Raw genomic sequence first — 16947 nt, 5'->3', positions numbered from 1 at the left:
GGCTTGCGTGGACTGATTGATGATGTGACCGCATCACGGATCGGCTAAACGACGCCGGCGACAAGCAGCACGATCACGACGATGAGCACGATACCGAGACCACCCGTCGGCGCATAGCCCCATGAACGGCTATGCGGCCACGTCGGCAACGCGCCAATGAGGAGAAGAATCAGCACAACCAGAAGAATAGTTCCCAACATATATGACCTCCGCTTGGTTGATGGAGCTGCCTATCGAGGAGCCTCGCACGCTTGATTGTCGTGCGTGGGACCAGGCAGCGTCGTCAACCTGCTTGAGCAAGCGTCGTGCCCAGCTGGGAAACGCGGGGCCGGTCACGCGCGTTGGCTACGCTCACATACCGGTTGCAGGCGCTGTCCTGATGCGCGACGCGACGATGTCCGCGAGGAACGCAAGGGCGAGCGCGACGGCGCCACAAGCAAAGATCAACGTGTAGTTGTTATGCGAGTGCGAGAACAGGTACGAGTAGCCATAACCACCGAGCGCCTGGAAGAGCGCAAATGCGGTGGTCGCACGGCTCCACGAGGCCCGTTGCTCGGAGTGATCGTGCGGCACGAGTTCGTGAATGCGACCGAGCGCGAGCGGAACGATACCGGGCGTAAAGATGCCGAGAATCACAGTCGACAATCCGAGTACCCATGCATTGCCGGAAAGCGCGAGCATTGCAACGGCCGCCGCTTGCAGCAGCAGTGCAACGCGATAAGCCTTGCCGTAACCGATACGATGCGCAACGTTGCCTGCAATGACTGGTCCGACGATCGCGGCAAGCCCATAGAGCACCCAGTAGTCCGCACCAATTGCCGCGCCTCGACCGAGGCCGCGCGCCACATAATCGACAAGCAGGATCATTGCCGGCACGAGACCGAGCGCGTTCGCTGCATATTGCGCATACAGCACACGCAGCCCGAGATTGCTGGCGTGTGAAGCGTGACGATTGCCGGCTGCTGCGACGGGTGCAGGCGGATTCGTCGACGGCCAGCCGAACCAGCTCACCGCGGTCAATGCGAGCGCGACTGCGCCGAGACCGAGCCATGTGGTTCTCAGCCCGAAATGCAGCAGTTCAGGTATGAGCGTTCCGGACGCTGCAATGCCAAGGCCCAGTCCGAGAAAGATCATGCCGCTGACAAAGCCTCGGCGCGGCGCGGGAATGTGCGGAAGAATAGAAGTCGCGACGAGCACCATGATGGCGCCGCCGGAGATGCCCGAAAGCAGACGCCACGCGAAGAACCAGCTGATCGAGAGCGGATATGCGCAGGCGAAGAACGCTGCGGTCACAACAGCCATCAGCACACGCAACGCGGTACGGTTCGATAACGCCGACGCAAGAGGTCGGCCGATCAACGCACCGATCAGATAGCCCGCGAAGTTGGCGGCGCCGAGTGTCACTGCTTGTGACGACGTGAACCAGTGCGCCTGAATCAGTGACGGAATCAGCGGCGTGTACGCAAAGCGCGCGAGTCCGATTGCGACGAGGCTGCCGCACAAGCCGGCGAGCGTCGCGTAGAGCGAACGGGCGTCGAGCGATGTAGAGACCGGAGAGGTCAATGAGGGCGCTGAAGACATGACGATTCCTTTACCGGCCAACGTGCTGAACGTGGATTCGGCTGTGGGTAAAAATGCGATGGTGTGCGCCCCGTTAGGCGCGCGACTTAGACGCCGCCGTGTTTGGCCGGTATCGCCGGCAAGCCGAGCAGCGCAAGAGCGGTTGCGGCAGCGCTCGTCAGCACGTCTCGTTGCGGATCGACCCGCGCCAACACGCGCATGCCTAGTACTGTGGCGAGCAGATGAGTGGCTGCGTCGGCGGGCGACACGGTGGCCGCGATTGCGCCGCCCTTCTGCGCGGCGACAAGGCACCGATAAAAGAACTCGCGGATCTCGGCGATCTCGGTCGCGACGAGCTTACGAAATGCTTCGTCCTCCGATGAAATTTCGAGCGCCGAATTAACCAGCATGCAGCCACGTTTGTGCGGATCGGCGACAGAACGCTCGATTGTCTCGTCGAAGAAACCCGTAATGGCTTGAGCCGGCGGCACCGTGCTCTCGAAGCGCCTGATGCGCTCGCGCAGCGAGCAGTCCAGGTAGTGTTCGAGCGCGCGCAGATACAGCCCGCGCTTGTCACCGAATGCGTTGTATAGGCTCGGCTGGGTGAGACCCGTCGATTTAACCAGGTCGCGTGTGGAGGTGGCCTCGTAGCCCTTGAGCCAGAAGGTCGCGCTTGCTGCTTCGAGCACCTCTTGCTCGTCGAATCCGCGGGGTCGCGCCATGATCAATGTCCTTTACCGCCTGTGCGGCGGGTTCTGTATCGAACGATATAGAACGTGATTATATATCGATTGATACAGAACACAAGGGCGATTTATCGGGCGCGAATCGGGACCGCCGCGCCCCGCCAGCAAGGGCGCGGCGCGGCGGTTTCCAATTGCGGACATCTCATGCGTCCTACAGATAGGTGCCTTTGATGCGCCCTTCGAAGATGGCAGTGTTGATGCCGAAGTCGTCGACGTGGCCCGAGGCGCCGCCGTCGACTGTGACGACGACGGAACGGCCTCCGCGCACGAGTTTCATCTGCTCGGCGTCGAGCGTGGCTTCCTCGCGCGCGGCGTCGGCGCCGCGGGGCAGGTCCTTGATAATGACGGTGGATTTCATGGCGATACTCCTCGAAGTGGGCGGGCGAGCACGGCAAGGTGCTCGCTTCTATTTCTGCAAGGTGTATGCCAATTTTGGTTCGATGAGCACGAAAGCTGTCATCTCTTCGGCGACGCCGCGCCAGGCAACGATATGCGCGGCACGGCCGCAAGAAGTGCCTTGCGATGAGCGAAAGACCGAAGCGAAGTGTGCGGACGTAACCCACATTTCACGTCCGCAATGTTGGGCAGCGGGCATGCGGGCAGCGCTGGGAGACGGTTCGGTCGCTGCGCCTTGCGCGACAAAAACAAAAGCGGCACGCGTCGATGACGCATGCCGCCGCACTGCTGATGTGAAAGCGAATCTAACTGCGCCGTTTATCGCGCGTAGCAGCTACTTTTCCGATGGCCTGATGCGCGGCCGGGAAGCCGGGTGGATACTCGACGACCCGCGCGGAAACAGGCACGAGTGGCGCGGCGCGCGTCAGACGTGTGCCAATGCGTGCACCGCCGACAATGGCGGCCATTGCCTCGCGGTCGAGTTCCACACTGTCAGTGAGGTCGTTGATGAGAAGTCTGGCCATGGTGTGTTCGCCGAAGAAGCCGCGCGCTACGACCGTTCACTGGTCTCGTCTGCGCTCGCGGATGGGGTCAAGTGTGCTGAGGTCTCGTCGCACTATAAGTATAGGAAATCTGTTTTGTGCCTGCCTGCGGATATGGGCAGGCGGCATCAGGGAAGCACCCGGTCCTTCGCTATCGCCGGGATGTTGACGTTGGCTATGCCGCTTAGGCAGCTACCGAGGGCACGCCGGTGCCGCCGGACACCGGCTTACCCTCGGTAGGCGGTTGAGTTCGTGAACTCCGGAAGGTCGCGAATCATGAGGAATGACATGGTATTTCTCCAAAGTGACGCAGAAGAAAAAAGCGACTGGCGCGAGGCGAAGCGGCATGAAAGAGCGGCCGCTTCGCCTCGCCGCTTATCGCACGTGGATGTTGTTGCTCGCAACGTTGCTGCCGTTGGATCCGAGCAACTTGTCTGCTCGAGCGTCACTAACGCATGGCGTGTGCCAGATTTAGTAAAGGTTCCTAACAAAAGTATCGACGCCCTTCTGGCCGCGGCTCGCGGACCGACCGAGCGTATTTACGGCTACCGGCCGCAGCCCGCGCAATCGCAGCGAGTGGTGGCACTCTCCCGACAACGCGTGCGGTTCTGTTGGAGCGCGCCCGACATTGGCCGCTCATGCATCGCGCGGGGCAATCCTGGTTTGCGAAAGCGCAGGCCGGGAGCTAGTATCGAAGCGGCACATGTAACTGGTTACGACAGCTTTCCTATCGGCCAGGGGAGCCCCGGTCGCATGCGATCGGGGTCTATGGCAGCGGCGGCATCTCGCACAAAATGGCTAGCCTTGCGCGTGTGATTCACGACTTCCAGAACGGCGAGCTGTCCCGTGACGAGTTCGTCGCTCAACTCGACAGCACGTTGGTGACCGAAGGACTCGGTCCCACGCAGCTGCTGGATATGCTCGGCGCCGCACATCGTAAAACCCCGCTGCCCGAGGACATTTACGTCGAGGTGCGGCGGCGTATCGAGCAGTTACGTGTGTCGAATGTGGCCGCCGGCGGCGACGAAACCGGTATCCAGACTACGGTTGAAATTCCATCCGCGCGCTCCACAGGCGCAATGCCTGCAGGCACCGGCGCGAGTGCGCCTAACGCATCCAGCGGGTTAGGCCATGATCAGATCAAAGGCACCGGCGACACGCTGAACAACCGCTTTGTACTCGAAGAGTGCCTGGGCGTCGGTGGAATGGGCACTGTTTACAAAGCGCTCGATCTGCGCAAGCTGGAGGCGTCGGACAGAAAGCCCTATCTCGCGATCAAGGTTCTCAACGTCCAGTTTCGCGGTAATCCGAATTCGCTAGTCGCATTGCAGCGCGAGGCACGCAAGGCGCAGGTGCTCGCGCATCGCAACATCATCACGGTGTACGACTTCGATCGCGACGGGCCCATCGTCTACCTGACGATGGAGTACCTATCCGGCAAGCCACTAAGCCAGTTGCTGCGCACGCCGGGCTATCAGGGCATGCCAGTACGCGCGGCATTGCCCATCGTGCGTGGCATGTGCAGCGCGCTGGCGTATGCGCACGAGCGCGGTTTCGTGCATTGCGATTTCAAACCGGCCAACGTCTTTCTCACGACGAATGCCGAAGTCAAAGTGATCGACTTCGGCATCGCCCGCGTGTTTCAGCGCCCGGAGGAAGAGAGCGATGCAACTGTCTTCGATCCCGGGAGCCTCGGCGCGCTGACGCCCGCGTATGCGAGCCCGGAAATGATCGAGCATCGTGAGCCCGATCCGCGTGACGATATTTACGCGCTGGGCTGCATCACGTATGAACTGTTGACCGGGCATCATCCGTTCGACCGGTTGTCCGCCACGCAGGCGCGCAACGCAGATTTCAAGCTGCAACGGCCAGCGAATCTCGATACAAGACAGTGGCGCGCACTGCGCGCCGCGCTGTCGTTCGACCGCGCGACGCGCATGCCGAGCGTCACACGCTTTATCGCGGAGTTCGACAACGAGGCGCGCGCCGAGAAATCCGGCACGTTGGCGAAGACGGGGCTTGCGGGCTTCGCGGTGATTTGCGCCGCGGCTGTGGGCGTGTACGCGTGGAAGTCGGCGCCGAATCGTCAGAGTCAGGCCCAGTTGGGCGCGGGCTCGTCGCAGGGGCGCGTCGATCGGGGCGCCTCGTTGTCCACGCAATCGAGCGCAGCGGTGGCGACAGCGGGCGTGGTGTCGACTGGTTCCTCAACGAGCGCAACAACCAATGCACCAACGAACGCCTCGACGGACACACCAACGACTGCACCGACGAACGCTTCGACAACTGCCGCACCGCCCGCATCACCCCCGGCTCCAAAGCCCGCATTGACACTCGCCGCCGTGACGCCGATGCTCGCGCAAGTGCCGTGTTCGGCGCTAACTGCATCGACGCAGGATCACACGTTGACGGTGCGCGGCTATGTCTCCCAACGCTACGGCGCCGGGCGTCTGAAAGATGGGCTGCGGGCGCTTCCCGGCGTGGATGACGTGAAACTCGATGTTCAGTCCGTCGCGGACGATAAATGCGACACCGTTAAGGCACTCGCGCCGTACTGGACGCAGAACTGGCAGGCCGGTCACATCGCCGGCTTGCAGGTGCGTCCCCCGAGCGGTCAGTTGAGTGAGGGCGATCCGCTGATTGTCGACGTGAGCACGCCCGGCTATGACTCATACGTGAACCTCGACTATTACCAACTCGACGGTAACGTGGTGCATATGGTGCCGAGCCCGCGCGCGAAGGACAATCAGGCGCCACCGCGTTATTCGGCGACGATCGGCAGCGCGGGCGACTGGGTTATTTCCAAGCCGTTCGGTTCGGAAATGGTCGTGCTTCTGATCACGCCCGCGCCGCTATTCGACAAGCCGCGCCCCGAAGCGGAATCGCGCACCGATTATCTTCGAGCACTCGACGCGCGCCTCGCCCAGATCGGCGCGAAGTATGGGCGGGAGCGGATCGTCGCTGACTTCGCGCCGATTACCACGAAGCCTCACGCGCCATAAATTGCGCGCGCTCTTCAGCTCAACCGTGAAAGCGGTTGTACCGGTGCATCACTTCAATTCTTTGACTACGCGAAAGCCGTCTTGAGATTGACGCACACCTGAGCTGTATTTAAAGCGAGTCGCGCTGAGCATGTAGCCGCTACCTTCGCGCCACGAGCCGCCGCGAATCACGCGCATGTCGCAAGTGGGGCTCTCCCACGCGCGGCCATCTGCGGGTGCGGACTGGTACGAGTTGTGCCAGCAGTCGGCGGTCCATTCCCAGACGCTGCCGTTCATGTCGTGCAAGCCATATGGATTGGGCGCAAAAGAACCTGCCGGCTCGGGGCCTTCCTTGTGCCACGGTTCGCCGCAATCCTTGCAGTTGGCGGTGCCCTTGCGCATCTGATCTCCCCACCAGTAAGCGCTTGTCGTGCCGCCACGGTCGGCGTATTCCCATTCCGCTTCAGTGGGCAGACGGTACGGCTTGCCGGTGGTTTTGCTGAGCCACTTTACATACTGCTGCGCGTCATCCCAACTGAGGTCGCGAGCGGGAGCCGTCTTGTTCGCATTCGTTTCGGGAGTGAGCTTCGCACATGCGTTCGCGGCGACACATGCATTCCACTGCTCGACCGTCACCTCGTACTTGCCGATTGCGAACGGTGCCGCGATCGTCACGTGATGAACGGGTTTCTCTGACGGATCGTCGCTGCTGCTGCCCATCGAGAATGAGCCGGCGGGCAACGCGATCATGATCGGACACGTCGCGCAATCGCGGCTTTCGCCTGCGACCGGCGCATGCGCTGCGGGCTTCTGAGCGGTTGACGTGGCAGGCGGCGTTGGAGGTGCCGTAGTGCTCGCAGCGGGCGGCGTCGAAACGGCGCGCTGCCGATCCGGCGTCGCGGTAGCGGGGGGCGCTGCAGGCGCTGAAGGACGCGCGGCTTGCGGTGTCGGTGTAGCAGGTGGCGCTGCCGGTTGCGCGACGGGCGGCGCGGGGGAAGGTGCTGCAGCGGCCGCAGGCGCGCTCGATGCCGCCGCCCGCAAGCGATCTATGCGGGCATGCGCGAGCGTTGCGAAGCGCCCATTGGGATAGGCCTTCAAATATGCTTCGTAGTCGCCGGGATAGTTACTGTCCTTGATCGAATTCCAGAACGTGATTTCGTATTGTTCACTGCTGTCTTTTGGCAGAATGCCGCGACTGTGCAGTGTCACGACAGTATCGTCGTAGGTCTCGGCATTGACGACCGGCGCTTTGACCGCACTGTTTCCTGCATCAGCCGATGCCGTCAGCGTCGACGCAATCCAAGGACTCTGTTCGCCGCGCGTTACGTCGCGAACCTGGGACGCAACGTTTGCAAGCAGGCTCATCAGGGGCCGTGCTGGTGCTTCGTCGAGTGTCCGCAGCAATGCCTGTGTGTAAATGCCATGGCGTATGCCGTCCGCCGCAAAACCGCCAGGCGCGGTCGCATAGGCAACGACCGTGTTCGGCGGAAGAGCGGACGCATCCGGCGCGACAGCGGCGGCGAATGGATTGTCGAAACAGGTATCGAGGATTACGAGGTTGAGTTGGCCGTCGCGTGAATGCATTGCTTGCAAGACGCCATTCAGGTCGACGGCCTGGCGAAGCAGCGAAGCCGGCGAGCGCATGTCCAGTCGGGCGGGAATCAGCAGTGTCTGCCCGCCGATCCGCATGCCGTGACCGGCGAAATAGAATAGGCCGATACCACCTGCAGTCAAACGCTCGCGTAGTTCGGCAATCGACTGCTGCATTACAGCCGGCGTTGCATTCGAAAGCACAGTCACGTCGAATCCGAGCGCACGCAATGCTTTGCCGACGGCTCGTGCGTCGCGCGGCGCGTTTTGCTTTACGACGTCGTGTGAATTGTCGCCATACTCGCCATTGCCTATCACGAGTGCAACACGTGGCGCGCCAGGATAATTGTATTCGGATGCGAACGGCGCGATCGCCCGGTCCGTCGCACCGGTGATTTCACGCGGCGCGGCGGCAAATGTATTGCCGCAGTCCACCAGAATGGCCCCGGCCATCCACATCAGCAGGAATATTCGCCACATCTTCGGATCCTGTTTGTTCCGGACAGAACATAGGCATTCGCGTACAGCACCGGTCGCCGCTGTGCGTCGCCTCCGCACGTGCCGCGGACACGTATGGGACGCAGGACGCGCTTTGGACCATCCACGTTGCAACGTATCAACAACCATAGCACGCACTTGGCGGGTCACAACCAACACTTGTACCGAGTGCGCTATACGGTTAACGAGTGTGGCGTATCTTTTTGGCAAGTTACGTCCTAAGCTGATTCACAAAGCAACGCGGCACGGTCGTTTTAACTACGCGGCCGCCGCATCGCGTGCGCGCTCGCGAACGCAGCAGAATTGCCCGCACTGCCTCGCGCAGTCGAGGTGGCCACGACCGCTCTTCGGGAGAGTGCGCTATGCGAATAACCAACGTCCTCGCTGTTCTCAACCGGAGTCTGACGGCCGCAACGCGGCTGCGTGCATGGCGTACGGTTTCGCGCACCGTGCTCGCCGTGATGATCGGCGGCGCGGCGCTGCCCGCCGCTACATTCGGCGCGTCGACTGCATCCCCCACGGGTGCCGAGGAGTACATCATCTGGCCGCCCGACGGCGCCGTGATTCATGGCGGCAAGCTGTGGGTGCGCATGGGGCTGCGCAACATGGGTGTGTGTCCGAAGGGCGTCGTGTTTCCGAACACCGGGCATCATCATCTACTGATCGACACGGACCTGCCGGCCCTCGACCAGGAAATTCCATCGGACCGCAATCATTTGCATTTCGGCGCGGGTGAAACCGACGCGCGTATCGAGTTGCCACCAGGCAAACACACATTGCAACTGATTCTGGGCGATCACAATCACGTGCCGCACACGCCGCCCGTGTACTCGAAAAAGATCACCATCACCGTGCAAAAAGACTAGCGCTAGCCGCGCGTTCATCGCGTACCGCTCGGAACGGAGAGACGTTCATGTACAAACTCATCGCAGTCGCGGCGCTGGTGGCGTCGGCGACATGGGGCACGGCGGGTTTAGCCGTGGCGGGAACCCCGGCGCCTCCCGGCGCATATGCCTATATCGGCTATCCGAACGATGGTCAGGTGGTGCAGGCCAATAAGCCGTTTCGCGTGTGGTTCGGATTGCGTTACATGGGCGTGGCGCCAAAGGGCGTGAAGTATCCGAACACCGGCCACCATCATCTCCTGATCGACACGGACCTGCCGCCACCGGACCAGGAAATACCCTCGGACCGCAATCACCTGCATTTCGGCGCCGGTGAAACCGAGACGATGATCCAGTTGCCTCCCGGCAAGCATACGTTGCAGCTATTAATGGGCGACGACATGCATGTTCCGCACAATCCGCCGGTGTACTCGAAGAAAATCACCGTCATTGCGCGTTGATGTGCCGCGTATGGCATAGACACCGAGCGGGCGGTGTCACGCGTTGACCAACCATTGCACGCAGGTTGTTGGGTGCAATCCATCATGTCGAGGCAGCCGCGTCTTTGCGGATAGCACTATCGCAAGGCTGCAATTACCCGGAACGCCTTGCCAGCAGCGCCTCGGCGAATCTCTTAGGATTGGAAAGAAAAACTGGCACAGCCTATGCGTTAGTGATGCTCGAGTAGACAAGTTGCTCGAACCCAAACCGCAAGACTGCGACTTTCCCTTTCAGGAGATTTGCCATGAACACGCTGACGATCCAGGACCTTTCCATCACCGAACAACTCGACAGCAAGGCGATGAGCGCCGTGCGCGGCGGCACCGGCCTCATGTATCCGTCGTCGTACGTGAACTTCGCACCGTTCTTTGCGCCGAACAACAGCAAGAAGGTCGATGCGACTCAACTGATCAGCACGACGATTAACATTCAGAACGGCAACTGTAACAACGCAGCCTTCGTTACAGACGTCTCGACCAAAATCGATCCACATGTGACGGCGAGCAACAACATCTACATGTCGTAGGCGGCGCGAGCGGACGCCTGTCGTCCCGTGCGCCTGCCAGCAACGATCCTCAAAAGTTCGCGCGTCTAATCGTTCTTTTCACGCGAAACCTCGTTACCGCACATCTCCCGAACCCATGTTCATGCACTGCTTCGATGGTGAAGCGGCGGCGGAGATGCTTTACTTGAAGCGTGCGCTTGCGTCGTGCTGTGAAGTGGGCGTCATCGGAGAAAATCGTGTCAGCGTTGCTTGATTCACTGGTCCGTCAGCGCTCGTTCAATCACTCCACCGCGACGACGTTGCGCGGGCTGTGCGCGGCAACTGTTTGCGCTTTTTCATTGTGCGCATGCGTCGACGTCAGCATGCCGGACTACAAGCGGCCCGATACGCCTGCCAAAGCGTCGTGGTCCGATCACAAAGGTTCACCGATATCTGCGGCGGCCACCATCGAACCGGAATGGTGGAAGGGCTTCCACGATTCGACTCTCGATTCGCTGATCGATAAAGCCATCAGCGGCAACTTCGATATCAAGGTGCTGGCCGCGCGCATCGACGTCGCCAGCACGCAAATAGGCGAAGCCAAAGCCGGCGCGCTGCCGACGATGGACCTCGGCGCCGGCGCCAGTTTTCAGAAGACCACCGGGCAGACTTTCACGAAGCAGTACAACGTCGCGGCGCAGGTTAACTGGGACATCGATATCTGGGGCAAAGTCGAGAAAGGCGTGCAGGCGCAAAAGGCCGAGTTTCATGCGAGTGAAGCCGACTGGCGCGCCGGCTATCTGGAACTGGTGTCGAATGTGTCCAGCACCTATTTCCAGCTGCTTCAGTTCGACGACCAGATAGACCAGCAGCAAAGAACACTCGTCACCAACCGGCAAATCCTGACGATCTACGAAGGACAGCGCCGCAGCGGTCTCATCCCGCAGACGCAGGTACTGCGTCAGCAGGCGGAGATCAATCGCCTGACGAATGAATTGCTCGAACTGGGACGCTCGCGCGATCTCGCGAACAACGCGTTGTGTACGCTGATCGGCGTACCTGCCGGCGAGTTTCGTTTGCCCAAAGGCCATCTGCAGCAGCGCGTGCAGTTGCCTGCCGTACCCGACGGCCTGCCTGCCCAACTTCTGGCGCGTCGCCCCGACGTGGTGGCCGCTGAGTTCAGAGTTCTGGAGGCGTACGACCTCGTCGGTGAGGCCAAGCTCGCGCAGTTGCCGACGATCAGCCTGACTGGGCACGGTGGCACGGCGAGTTTTGCTCTTACTGATTTGCTTAAGTCGTTCACATACGGCTTCATGCCCAGTATCAACATTCCACTGCTCGACCCCGGAGTGCGCGCGCATGTGAAGGTGACGCAGGCGCAATCGACAGTTGCAGAGCAGCAATATCGTGCAACGGTGATGGGCGCATTCGAGGAAGTAGAGAACGCATTGGTCAATCTGAATGCGCATAAGGCGCAGCGAGTTGAATTGCAGCAAGAGGTGGATCGTCTGCAAATCGTGGCTGATCAAATCCAGTCCCAACTAAGGCTTGGTCTTGTGTCGCAGCTGGAGGTATTTGAAACCGAGCGGACGCTACTCGAGGCGCAGCAATCTTTGCTGGCCAACCATGAATTGATTCTGTCCGACACGGTACTGCTTTATAAGGCACTCGGCGGCGGGTGGCCCAGTGTCGACGTGCAGGCGCAAGTGAAACAGCAATAGGGCAGTACAACCGAAGTAAAGGAACACTGAGCTAATCCGCAGTGTGGCGAGTGCAAGCCTTATCTGGGCTTCACACCGGGCGCCCATTGGCTTCATAACCGACGACAGGGAATTGACACTCGCGATGCGTGACTTACAATCGTTGAGGAGCCGGCTTTGCAATGGCTCGCTAATAAAAGACCTTCTCGCCGTCGTCCTTCGTGCTGAATCCGCTGCACTCTCGCTGCAGCGGGTAAACGATTAGTGATCCGGATAAAATGGCCGACGGAGAAACACCCATTGCAGAGACACGCGCGACTGTCGAAGCCGCTTTCGACGTGCTGTTGTCTCCGCTTGCGTCGGGGCAACGACGTCCGCTGGACACAATCCGGATTGTCGACAACCTGTTCGCAATTGGGCGCAGCGAAGCGCCGTTCACCGATTACCCTGCTGAGCGGATTGCGCGTCTATCGCGCCGTCACGCGCGGGTCTTCGTCGAGCACGGCGCCATTTATGTTGCGGACCTCGACAGCAAGAATGGCACGACGGTAAACGGCATCGCAGTGCGTCAGACGCCGGCGCGTGTGCGGGCAGGCGACGAACTCTGTTTCGGCGGCGAGTTGTGTTATCGCGTGAGCATTGAACCGCGCGCGCGCATCGTAGCGGCTGGCAGCACCGCACACGCTCCTGCCTTGTTGCTCGTGCCACAGCGCGACGATCTCGATCTTCAGCCGATCGAAGTGCAAGCGTTCCCGTTCCTAGTCAGCAAAGCCGATGATGTCTTTTCGCGCTACAAAGACCGCTACCCGCATCAGGTCAATTACATTTCCCGGCGACACGCGCATATCTTTCTGAAGGGCTCGGAGCTTTACGTCGAAGACCTGGGCAGCACGAACGGCACATTCGTCGGTGGCAAACGTCTCGACGAATCAGCGCTGCCGCTGGCGGACGGCGACGTCGTTGCATTTGGCGGAGACCACTTCGTCTACAGGGTGACGCTGCAAAAACTGCCCGAAAACGAGCCGACCGTGACGCAACTGCTCCTCAATCCCTCAGTCGACGAAGCCGCGGACCCAGACAAAACAACGTTCGTGGGCGCGGCAAATTCGTTTCTCGACATCTTTTGCGTGGACCCTGCGCGGCAACGCGAGGACGAGATCAACGAGTCTGCACACGCGGCGTCGGCGCAAGCAAAACGCCCGTCGCCGGGCGGCGGGGTGCCGATGGGCGCTGCGAAGGCCGCCAATGGCGAGCGCGACGCCGACAACGGCGCCAATGGATCGGATAACAGCCAGGGCGCGAGCGTCTCGAAGCGCAGGCAGCGCCGCTGGCGCCTCGTCGCGAGCGAACTTGGCAAGGCATTTGCGGGCGACGATCGTGCGGGCATGAGGCGCGTCGCCGCGTTGAGCGGCGTGGCCGTTGTGTTTTTCGCCGCCGCGGCGTTGGCGCTCTATCTGCGCGGTTCACCCGAGCGCGAGGTCAAAAATCTGCTCGCGAGCGGCGACTATACGAACGCCGTGAAGTCGGCGAAGAGCTATCTGGCGAGCCACCCCGCCGACACGAAAGTCAGCGCGCTTGCGAGCGAAGCGCTGCTGAAGGCGAAGCTTCCTGGCTGGCTCAATGCACTGCAAAAGGCGCAATTCGAACAGGCCGACGCGATGCTTGCCGACATGAAGTCGTTGAGCGCGAACAATGCGGATGCTGCGTCGTTGCTCGGCGAACTGCAATGGGTGGGCGATCTGGAGCGTTTCGTGGCGGGGCGAGGCGGCGTCGAAGCGCCGATCCACATGTACGCGGACGAAGCGACTATAGGCGGCTTGCTGCAGCGCTGGGACGACGATCCCAAGAGCCATCAGCGTGCTCTCGACAGGATCGCGACATACGCACCCGTTTTTTCGGAGCCGTACGCGCAGGCCTTGAGCCATCTGCGCAAGCTGGAGAGCGACGATTCGGTCTATCTCGCTGCGATCGAACGGTTAGACGGGATCATTCGCACCGAACTGGCGCGCGACAAACCAGCAGCGCTGCCGTCTGTATTGGATGACTACGCGCAACGCTATCCGCGCCTCGCGGGGCTCGATCGTGTACGCGACGATCTGCGTCAATACACCGCTTTGCTCGAAGCCACGCTGGCTCGTGAATTGACCTCACTGCTTTCGCAAATGAAAGCCGCGCGCTTCAGCACACCGCCGTTTCAGGAGCAATACCGGCAACTTGCGGCAACGCGTCTTCCATCGGCAGATGTAATCCAGCGGCTCGACGCGGTAGCCGAAGCGTGGAAGCGCGGCGACGCGCAACAGGCGCTGGCCGGCTTGCAGTCGATGCCAGCCGGTCCATGGTCCGATATGCTGGCGGCCGACCTGACTCGCAAAAAAGCGTTGCTCGACCAATACAGCGATGTGCAAAAAACGCGTGGCGGAAAAGATTACGACCAACGTCTGTTGTCGTTCTATGCGAGCCTCGATCCGTCGGCGGATGTGTGGTTCGCGCGCTCGATCGAGAAGGACGTCGCCGCGTTGCACGATAAAGCACTGGCGCGCGCGCAAGACTTGATGCTGCGGGCGCAGAGCCTGTGGAAGCAATATCGCGCGAGCGGCTCGATTGGTGGCACACAACGGCTCGAAGCCGGCATCTCGCCGGGATTTCGCAACGAGGCCCGTTTGCTCTCCGAAGCTCAAACGGCAGCGCAACAGGGCATGCGTATCTATTCGCAATTGAAAGCGGACCATCCTGCCGACTTCGACCGCCTGCTCGCGGATATCGAAGCCGAAACAAGCTTGCAGCGCCGCTCGCTCACCGAGTTGCGCATGGTGCTGGATCCCGGTCTTCTAAAGGCGAAGCTGGCGTTGATTGGAGGCGAGCAGAGTGAAACGCGACAGTCACCCTAGGCTGCTTTCGGAAGCGCTAGAAGATCACAGCGTCGAAGGTATCGCGATACTGACTGCTGAGCCGGTGCGGCTCGCGCGTGCGCTGATCTGGGCAATGGTCGGCCTGGTGGTGGCGGGACTCCTGTGGTCGTTCGTGGGCCGCGCGGATGTGATCGTCAGCGCGCAGGGCACGCTATCGCCGGATTCGGAAGTGCGCCGCATTTATGCGCCGATCGACGGCGAGCTTGCCGACCTGTATATCGCCGAGGGGCAGCCTGTGTCGAAGGGCGACGTGCTCGCCCGGCTGAACGCGCGCGGCGCTATCGAGGCCGCGAGCAATGCGTTGCAGGCGCAACTGAAGCTCGAAGATGCGGAGCGCGACTGGAAGCAGTTTCCTCAAAAGAAGGCGCTCCTGGAACGAAGAGCCGCCGCGCTAAAGGCGCAAATGGAAGTCGAGGCTCGCCTGCATGAGAATCGCGTTTCGGAAGGCACGAGCAAACTCGCGGAGGGGCAGAAAGCGGAACTCGACGAAGCGCGCAGCGTGCTCGACAACGCGCGGCGCGTGCGGGAGGCGGCCCGCCAGGAACTGGACCGCTATTCGCAGCTGTTCGCGCAGCCGGGCGGCGGCGGCATAGCCGAACTACAGGTCGAGCAGAAGCGAACCGCCGCGATGGAAGCGGATAACGCCTACCGCGTCGCGCAATCGAAACTTGCGGAACTCGACTTCCGTTTGAGCCACGAATATGCGAAGGCAAATGCGGAACTGGAAACAAGCGGCCAGCAAACCACCGACCTTCAGCTTCAATATGACGCGGCCGTGCGCGACGTCACCGACGTCGAAGACAAGTTGCGGCTGCAACTACAGAGCGCGCGGCTTGTATCGGAAGCTGCCGCGCGGATACGTTTCGAGAACATCGACAAAGACAATTTCCTGCTGATTCTCGCGCCCGTTTCAGGTGTGATTACCGACGTCACGTCGACGCAGCGCGGCGACAAGATTCAGGCGAACTCGCCATTAGGCGGCGTCGCGCCGAAAGACGCGAAGCCTGTGTTGAAGATCGAGATTGCCGAACATGACCGCGCGTTTCTGCACGAAGGCCTGCCGGTCAAGCTGAAGTTCAATGCGTTTCCTTATCAGCGTTACGGGTTGATCAGCGGCACGCTCGCTTACATTTCGCCGGCCACCAAGCCTTCATTGCAGGACAAACAGCCGGTTTACGAGGGTCGCGTCACGCTCGATAAAAACTACTACGAGATTGCCGGCACGCGTTATCCATTGCGTTATGGCATGACAGCGAACGCGGAGATCGTGGTGCGCGAGCGGCGGCTAATCGACCTGGGTCTCGATCCGTTCAGACAGGTGGCGGGTTGACCGTGCGGATCACACATCAACCATGGGAGCGGACAACATGACCGCGATAGTGCGAATCGATGATGAAGTTGTGGACGTCAGCGAATTCATTCGACTTCTGAAACTGACGGGCCAGTTCGAAAGCCTGATAGAGCAGATCGTGCGCGACAAGCTCACCGTGCATGCGGCGAAGAAGCAGGGCATTGCAGTGAGCGCCGACGAAATCCAGCAGCGCGCCGACCAGTTCCGGCGGGTGCGAGGCTTGCATCGGGCGACCGATATGAACCAGTACCTGGATGTGCTCAACGTGAGCCTCGACGAATTCGAGGCGTTCATCACTGACGGGTTGTATCAGGAGAAGATGCTGGAGGAGGTCGGCAACGAGGCCGCCGTCAGAGACTACTTCGCGCTGAATTCACCGAAATTCGACGCGATCGAGGTAAGCCATATCGTGCTCGATAGCGAAGGCAAGGCGAAGGAAATGATCTCGTATCTGCGCGACGATCCCGACAGTTTCGCCGACATGGCTCGCGAGCATTCCATTGCCGATACGCGCGAGGCGGGCGGCGTAATAGGCAAGGTACTGCGCGGCTCATTGAAGCCGGATATCGAGGCGAAGATCTTCAATGCGGCGGTGGGGGATCTGCTCGGGCCGTTCCCGTCAGCTGATCGATCGTGCTTTGAAATTTTTGCCGTGACGGCCAAATACCCAGCCACGCTCGACGCCGATGTCGCCGCCGAAGTCAGGCGTCTGCTGCGCGAAAGCTGGCTGATCGCGCGTGCGCAGGAACATGTGATCGAGGCGCGCTAACCGGGCGCAACCTGAAAAAGCCGAATCGAGGTCCGCAAG

General features: G+C 60.9%; 14 protein-coding genes. 8 read left to right on the top strand and 6 right to left on the bottom strand.

Annotation, left to right across the window (positions count from 1 at the left end):
* Positions 1-44: 44 nt before the first annotated feature.
* The 5 genes from BCA01S_RS37175 to BCA01S_RS18300 form a co-directional block, all read right to left on the bottom strand.
* Complete coding sequence (locus tag BCA01S_RS37175) at positions 45-200, bottom strand: DUF3309 family protein (protein WP_020068823.1); 156 nt, start codon at positions 198-200, stop codon at positions 45-47.
* 151 nt (positions 201-351) lie between these two features.
* Positions 352-1581, bottom strand: coding sequence for a YbfB/YjiJ family MFS transporter (locus BCA01S_RS18320; protein ID WP_027778154.1), 1230 nt, complete (start codon positions 1579-1581; stop codon positions 352-354).
* Positions 1582-1667: 86 nt separating this feature from the next.
* The gene (locus BCA01S_RS18315) at positions 1668-2282 is read right to left on the bottom strand and encodes a TetR/AcrR family transcriptional regulator (protein ID WP_027778153.1); all 615 of its coding nucleotides are present in this window, start codon (positions 2280-2282) and stop codon (positions 1668-1670) included.
* A gap of 175 nt (positions 2283-2457) precedes the next feature.
* Entirely contained in the window at positions 2458-2664 is a 207-nt protein-coding gene (locus BCA01S_RS18310; RefSeq protein WP_027778152.1) for a hypothetical protein, read from the bottom strand.
* A 343-nt stretch (positions 2665-3007) separates the two neighbouring features.
* Positions 3008-3226 (bottom strand): hypothetical protein, encoded by a 219-nt coding sequence (locus tag BCA01S_RS18300; RefSeq protein ID WP_027778151.1) that lies wholly within the window; start codon positions 3224-3226, stop codon positions 3008-3010.
* An 812-nt stretch (positions 3227-4038) separates the two neighbouring features.
* On the opposite strand from BCA01S_RS18300, the gene BCA01S_RS18290 reads away from it, so the two are divergent.
* Positions 4039-6243 (top strand): serine/threonine protein kinase, encoded by a 2205-nt coding sequence (locus BCA01S_RS18290; protein WP_027778149.1) that lies wholly within the window; start codon positions 4039-4041, stop codon positions 6241-6243.
* Between the two features lie 48 nt (positions 6244-6291).
* Here BCA01S_RS18290 and BCA01S_RS18285 read toward each other — a convergent pair whose 3' ends face one another.
* Positions 6292-8292 carry an SUMF1/EgtB/PvdO family nonheme iron enzyme gene (locus tag BCA01S_RS18285; protein ID WP_027778148.1) on the bottom strand — a complete coding sequence of 667 codons (2001 nt, stop codon included), beginning with the start codon at positions 8290-8292 and terminating at the stop codon, positions 6292-6294.
* A gap of 380 nt (positions 8293-8672) precedes the next feature.
* Between BCA01S_RS18285 and BCA01S_RS18280 the strand changes: the two genes are divergently transcribed.
* The 7 genes from BCA01S_RS18280 (at position 8673) to BCA01S_RS18250 (ending at position 16908) form a co-directional block, all read left to right on the top strand.
* On the top strand, positions 8673-9176 hold the full coding sequence (locus BCA01S_RS18280) for a DUF4399 domain-containing protein (protein ID WP_027778147.1): 504 nt from the start codon (positions 8673-8675) through the stop codon (positions 9174-9176).
* A 47-nt stretch (positions 9177-9223) separates the two neighbouring features.
* A complete protein-coding gene (locus BCA01S_RS18275; protein ID WP_027778146.1) occupies positions 9224-9655 on the top strand; it encodes a DUF4399 domain-containing protein in 432 nt (143 codons plus the stop codon).
* A gap of 284 nt (positions 9656-9939) precedes the next feature.
* On the top strand, positions 9940-10221 hold the full coding sequence (locus BCA01S_RS18270; RefSeq protein WP_027778145.1) for a hypothetical protein: 282 nt from the start codon (positions 9940-9942) through the stop codon (positions 10219-10221).
* A 215-nt stretch (positions 10222-10436) separates the two neighbouring features.
* Positions 10437-11900: an efflux transporter outer membrane subunit gene (locus tag BCA01S_RS18265; RefSeq protein ID WP_052369474.1), complete on the top strand. Its 1464-nt coding sequence runs from the start codon at positions 10437-10439 to the stop codon at positions 11898-11900.
* Between the two features lie 257 nt (positions 11901-12157).
* Complete coding sequence (locus BCA01S_RS18260; protein ID WP_027778143.1) at positions 12158-14767, top strand: FHA domain-containing protein; 2610 nt, start codon at positions 12158-12160, stop codon at positions 14765-14767.
* Positions 14745-16118: a beta-barrel domain-containing protein gene (locus BCA01S_RS18255; protein WP_027778142.1), complete on the top strand. Its 1374-nt coding sequence runs from the start codon at positions 14745-14747 to the stop codon at positions 16116-16118. Before BCA01S_RS18260 ends, BCA01S_RS18255 begins: the two co-directional genes overlap by 23 nt.
* A gap of 37 nt (positions 16119-16155) precedes the next feature.
* Entirely contained in the window at positions 16156-16908 is a 753-nt protein-coding gene (locus tag BCA01S_RS18250) for a peptidylprolyl isomerase (RefSeq protein WP_020068838.1), read from the top strand.
* Positions 16909-16947: the final 39 nt, after the last annotated feature.

The sequence above is a fragment of the Paraburkholderia caledonica NBRC 102488 genome, assembly GCF_000685095.1.
Taxonomy (GTDB): Bacteria; Pseudomonadota; Gammaproteobacteria; order Burkholderiales; family Burkholderiaceae; genus Paraburkholderia; species Paraburkholderia caledonica.
Note: the sequence above shows the minus strand (reverse complement) of the source record. Positions and strands in the feature narration are given on the sequence as shown.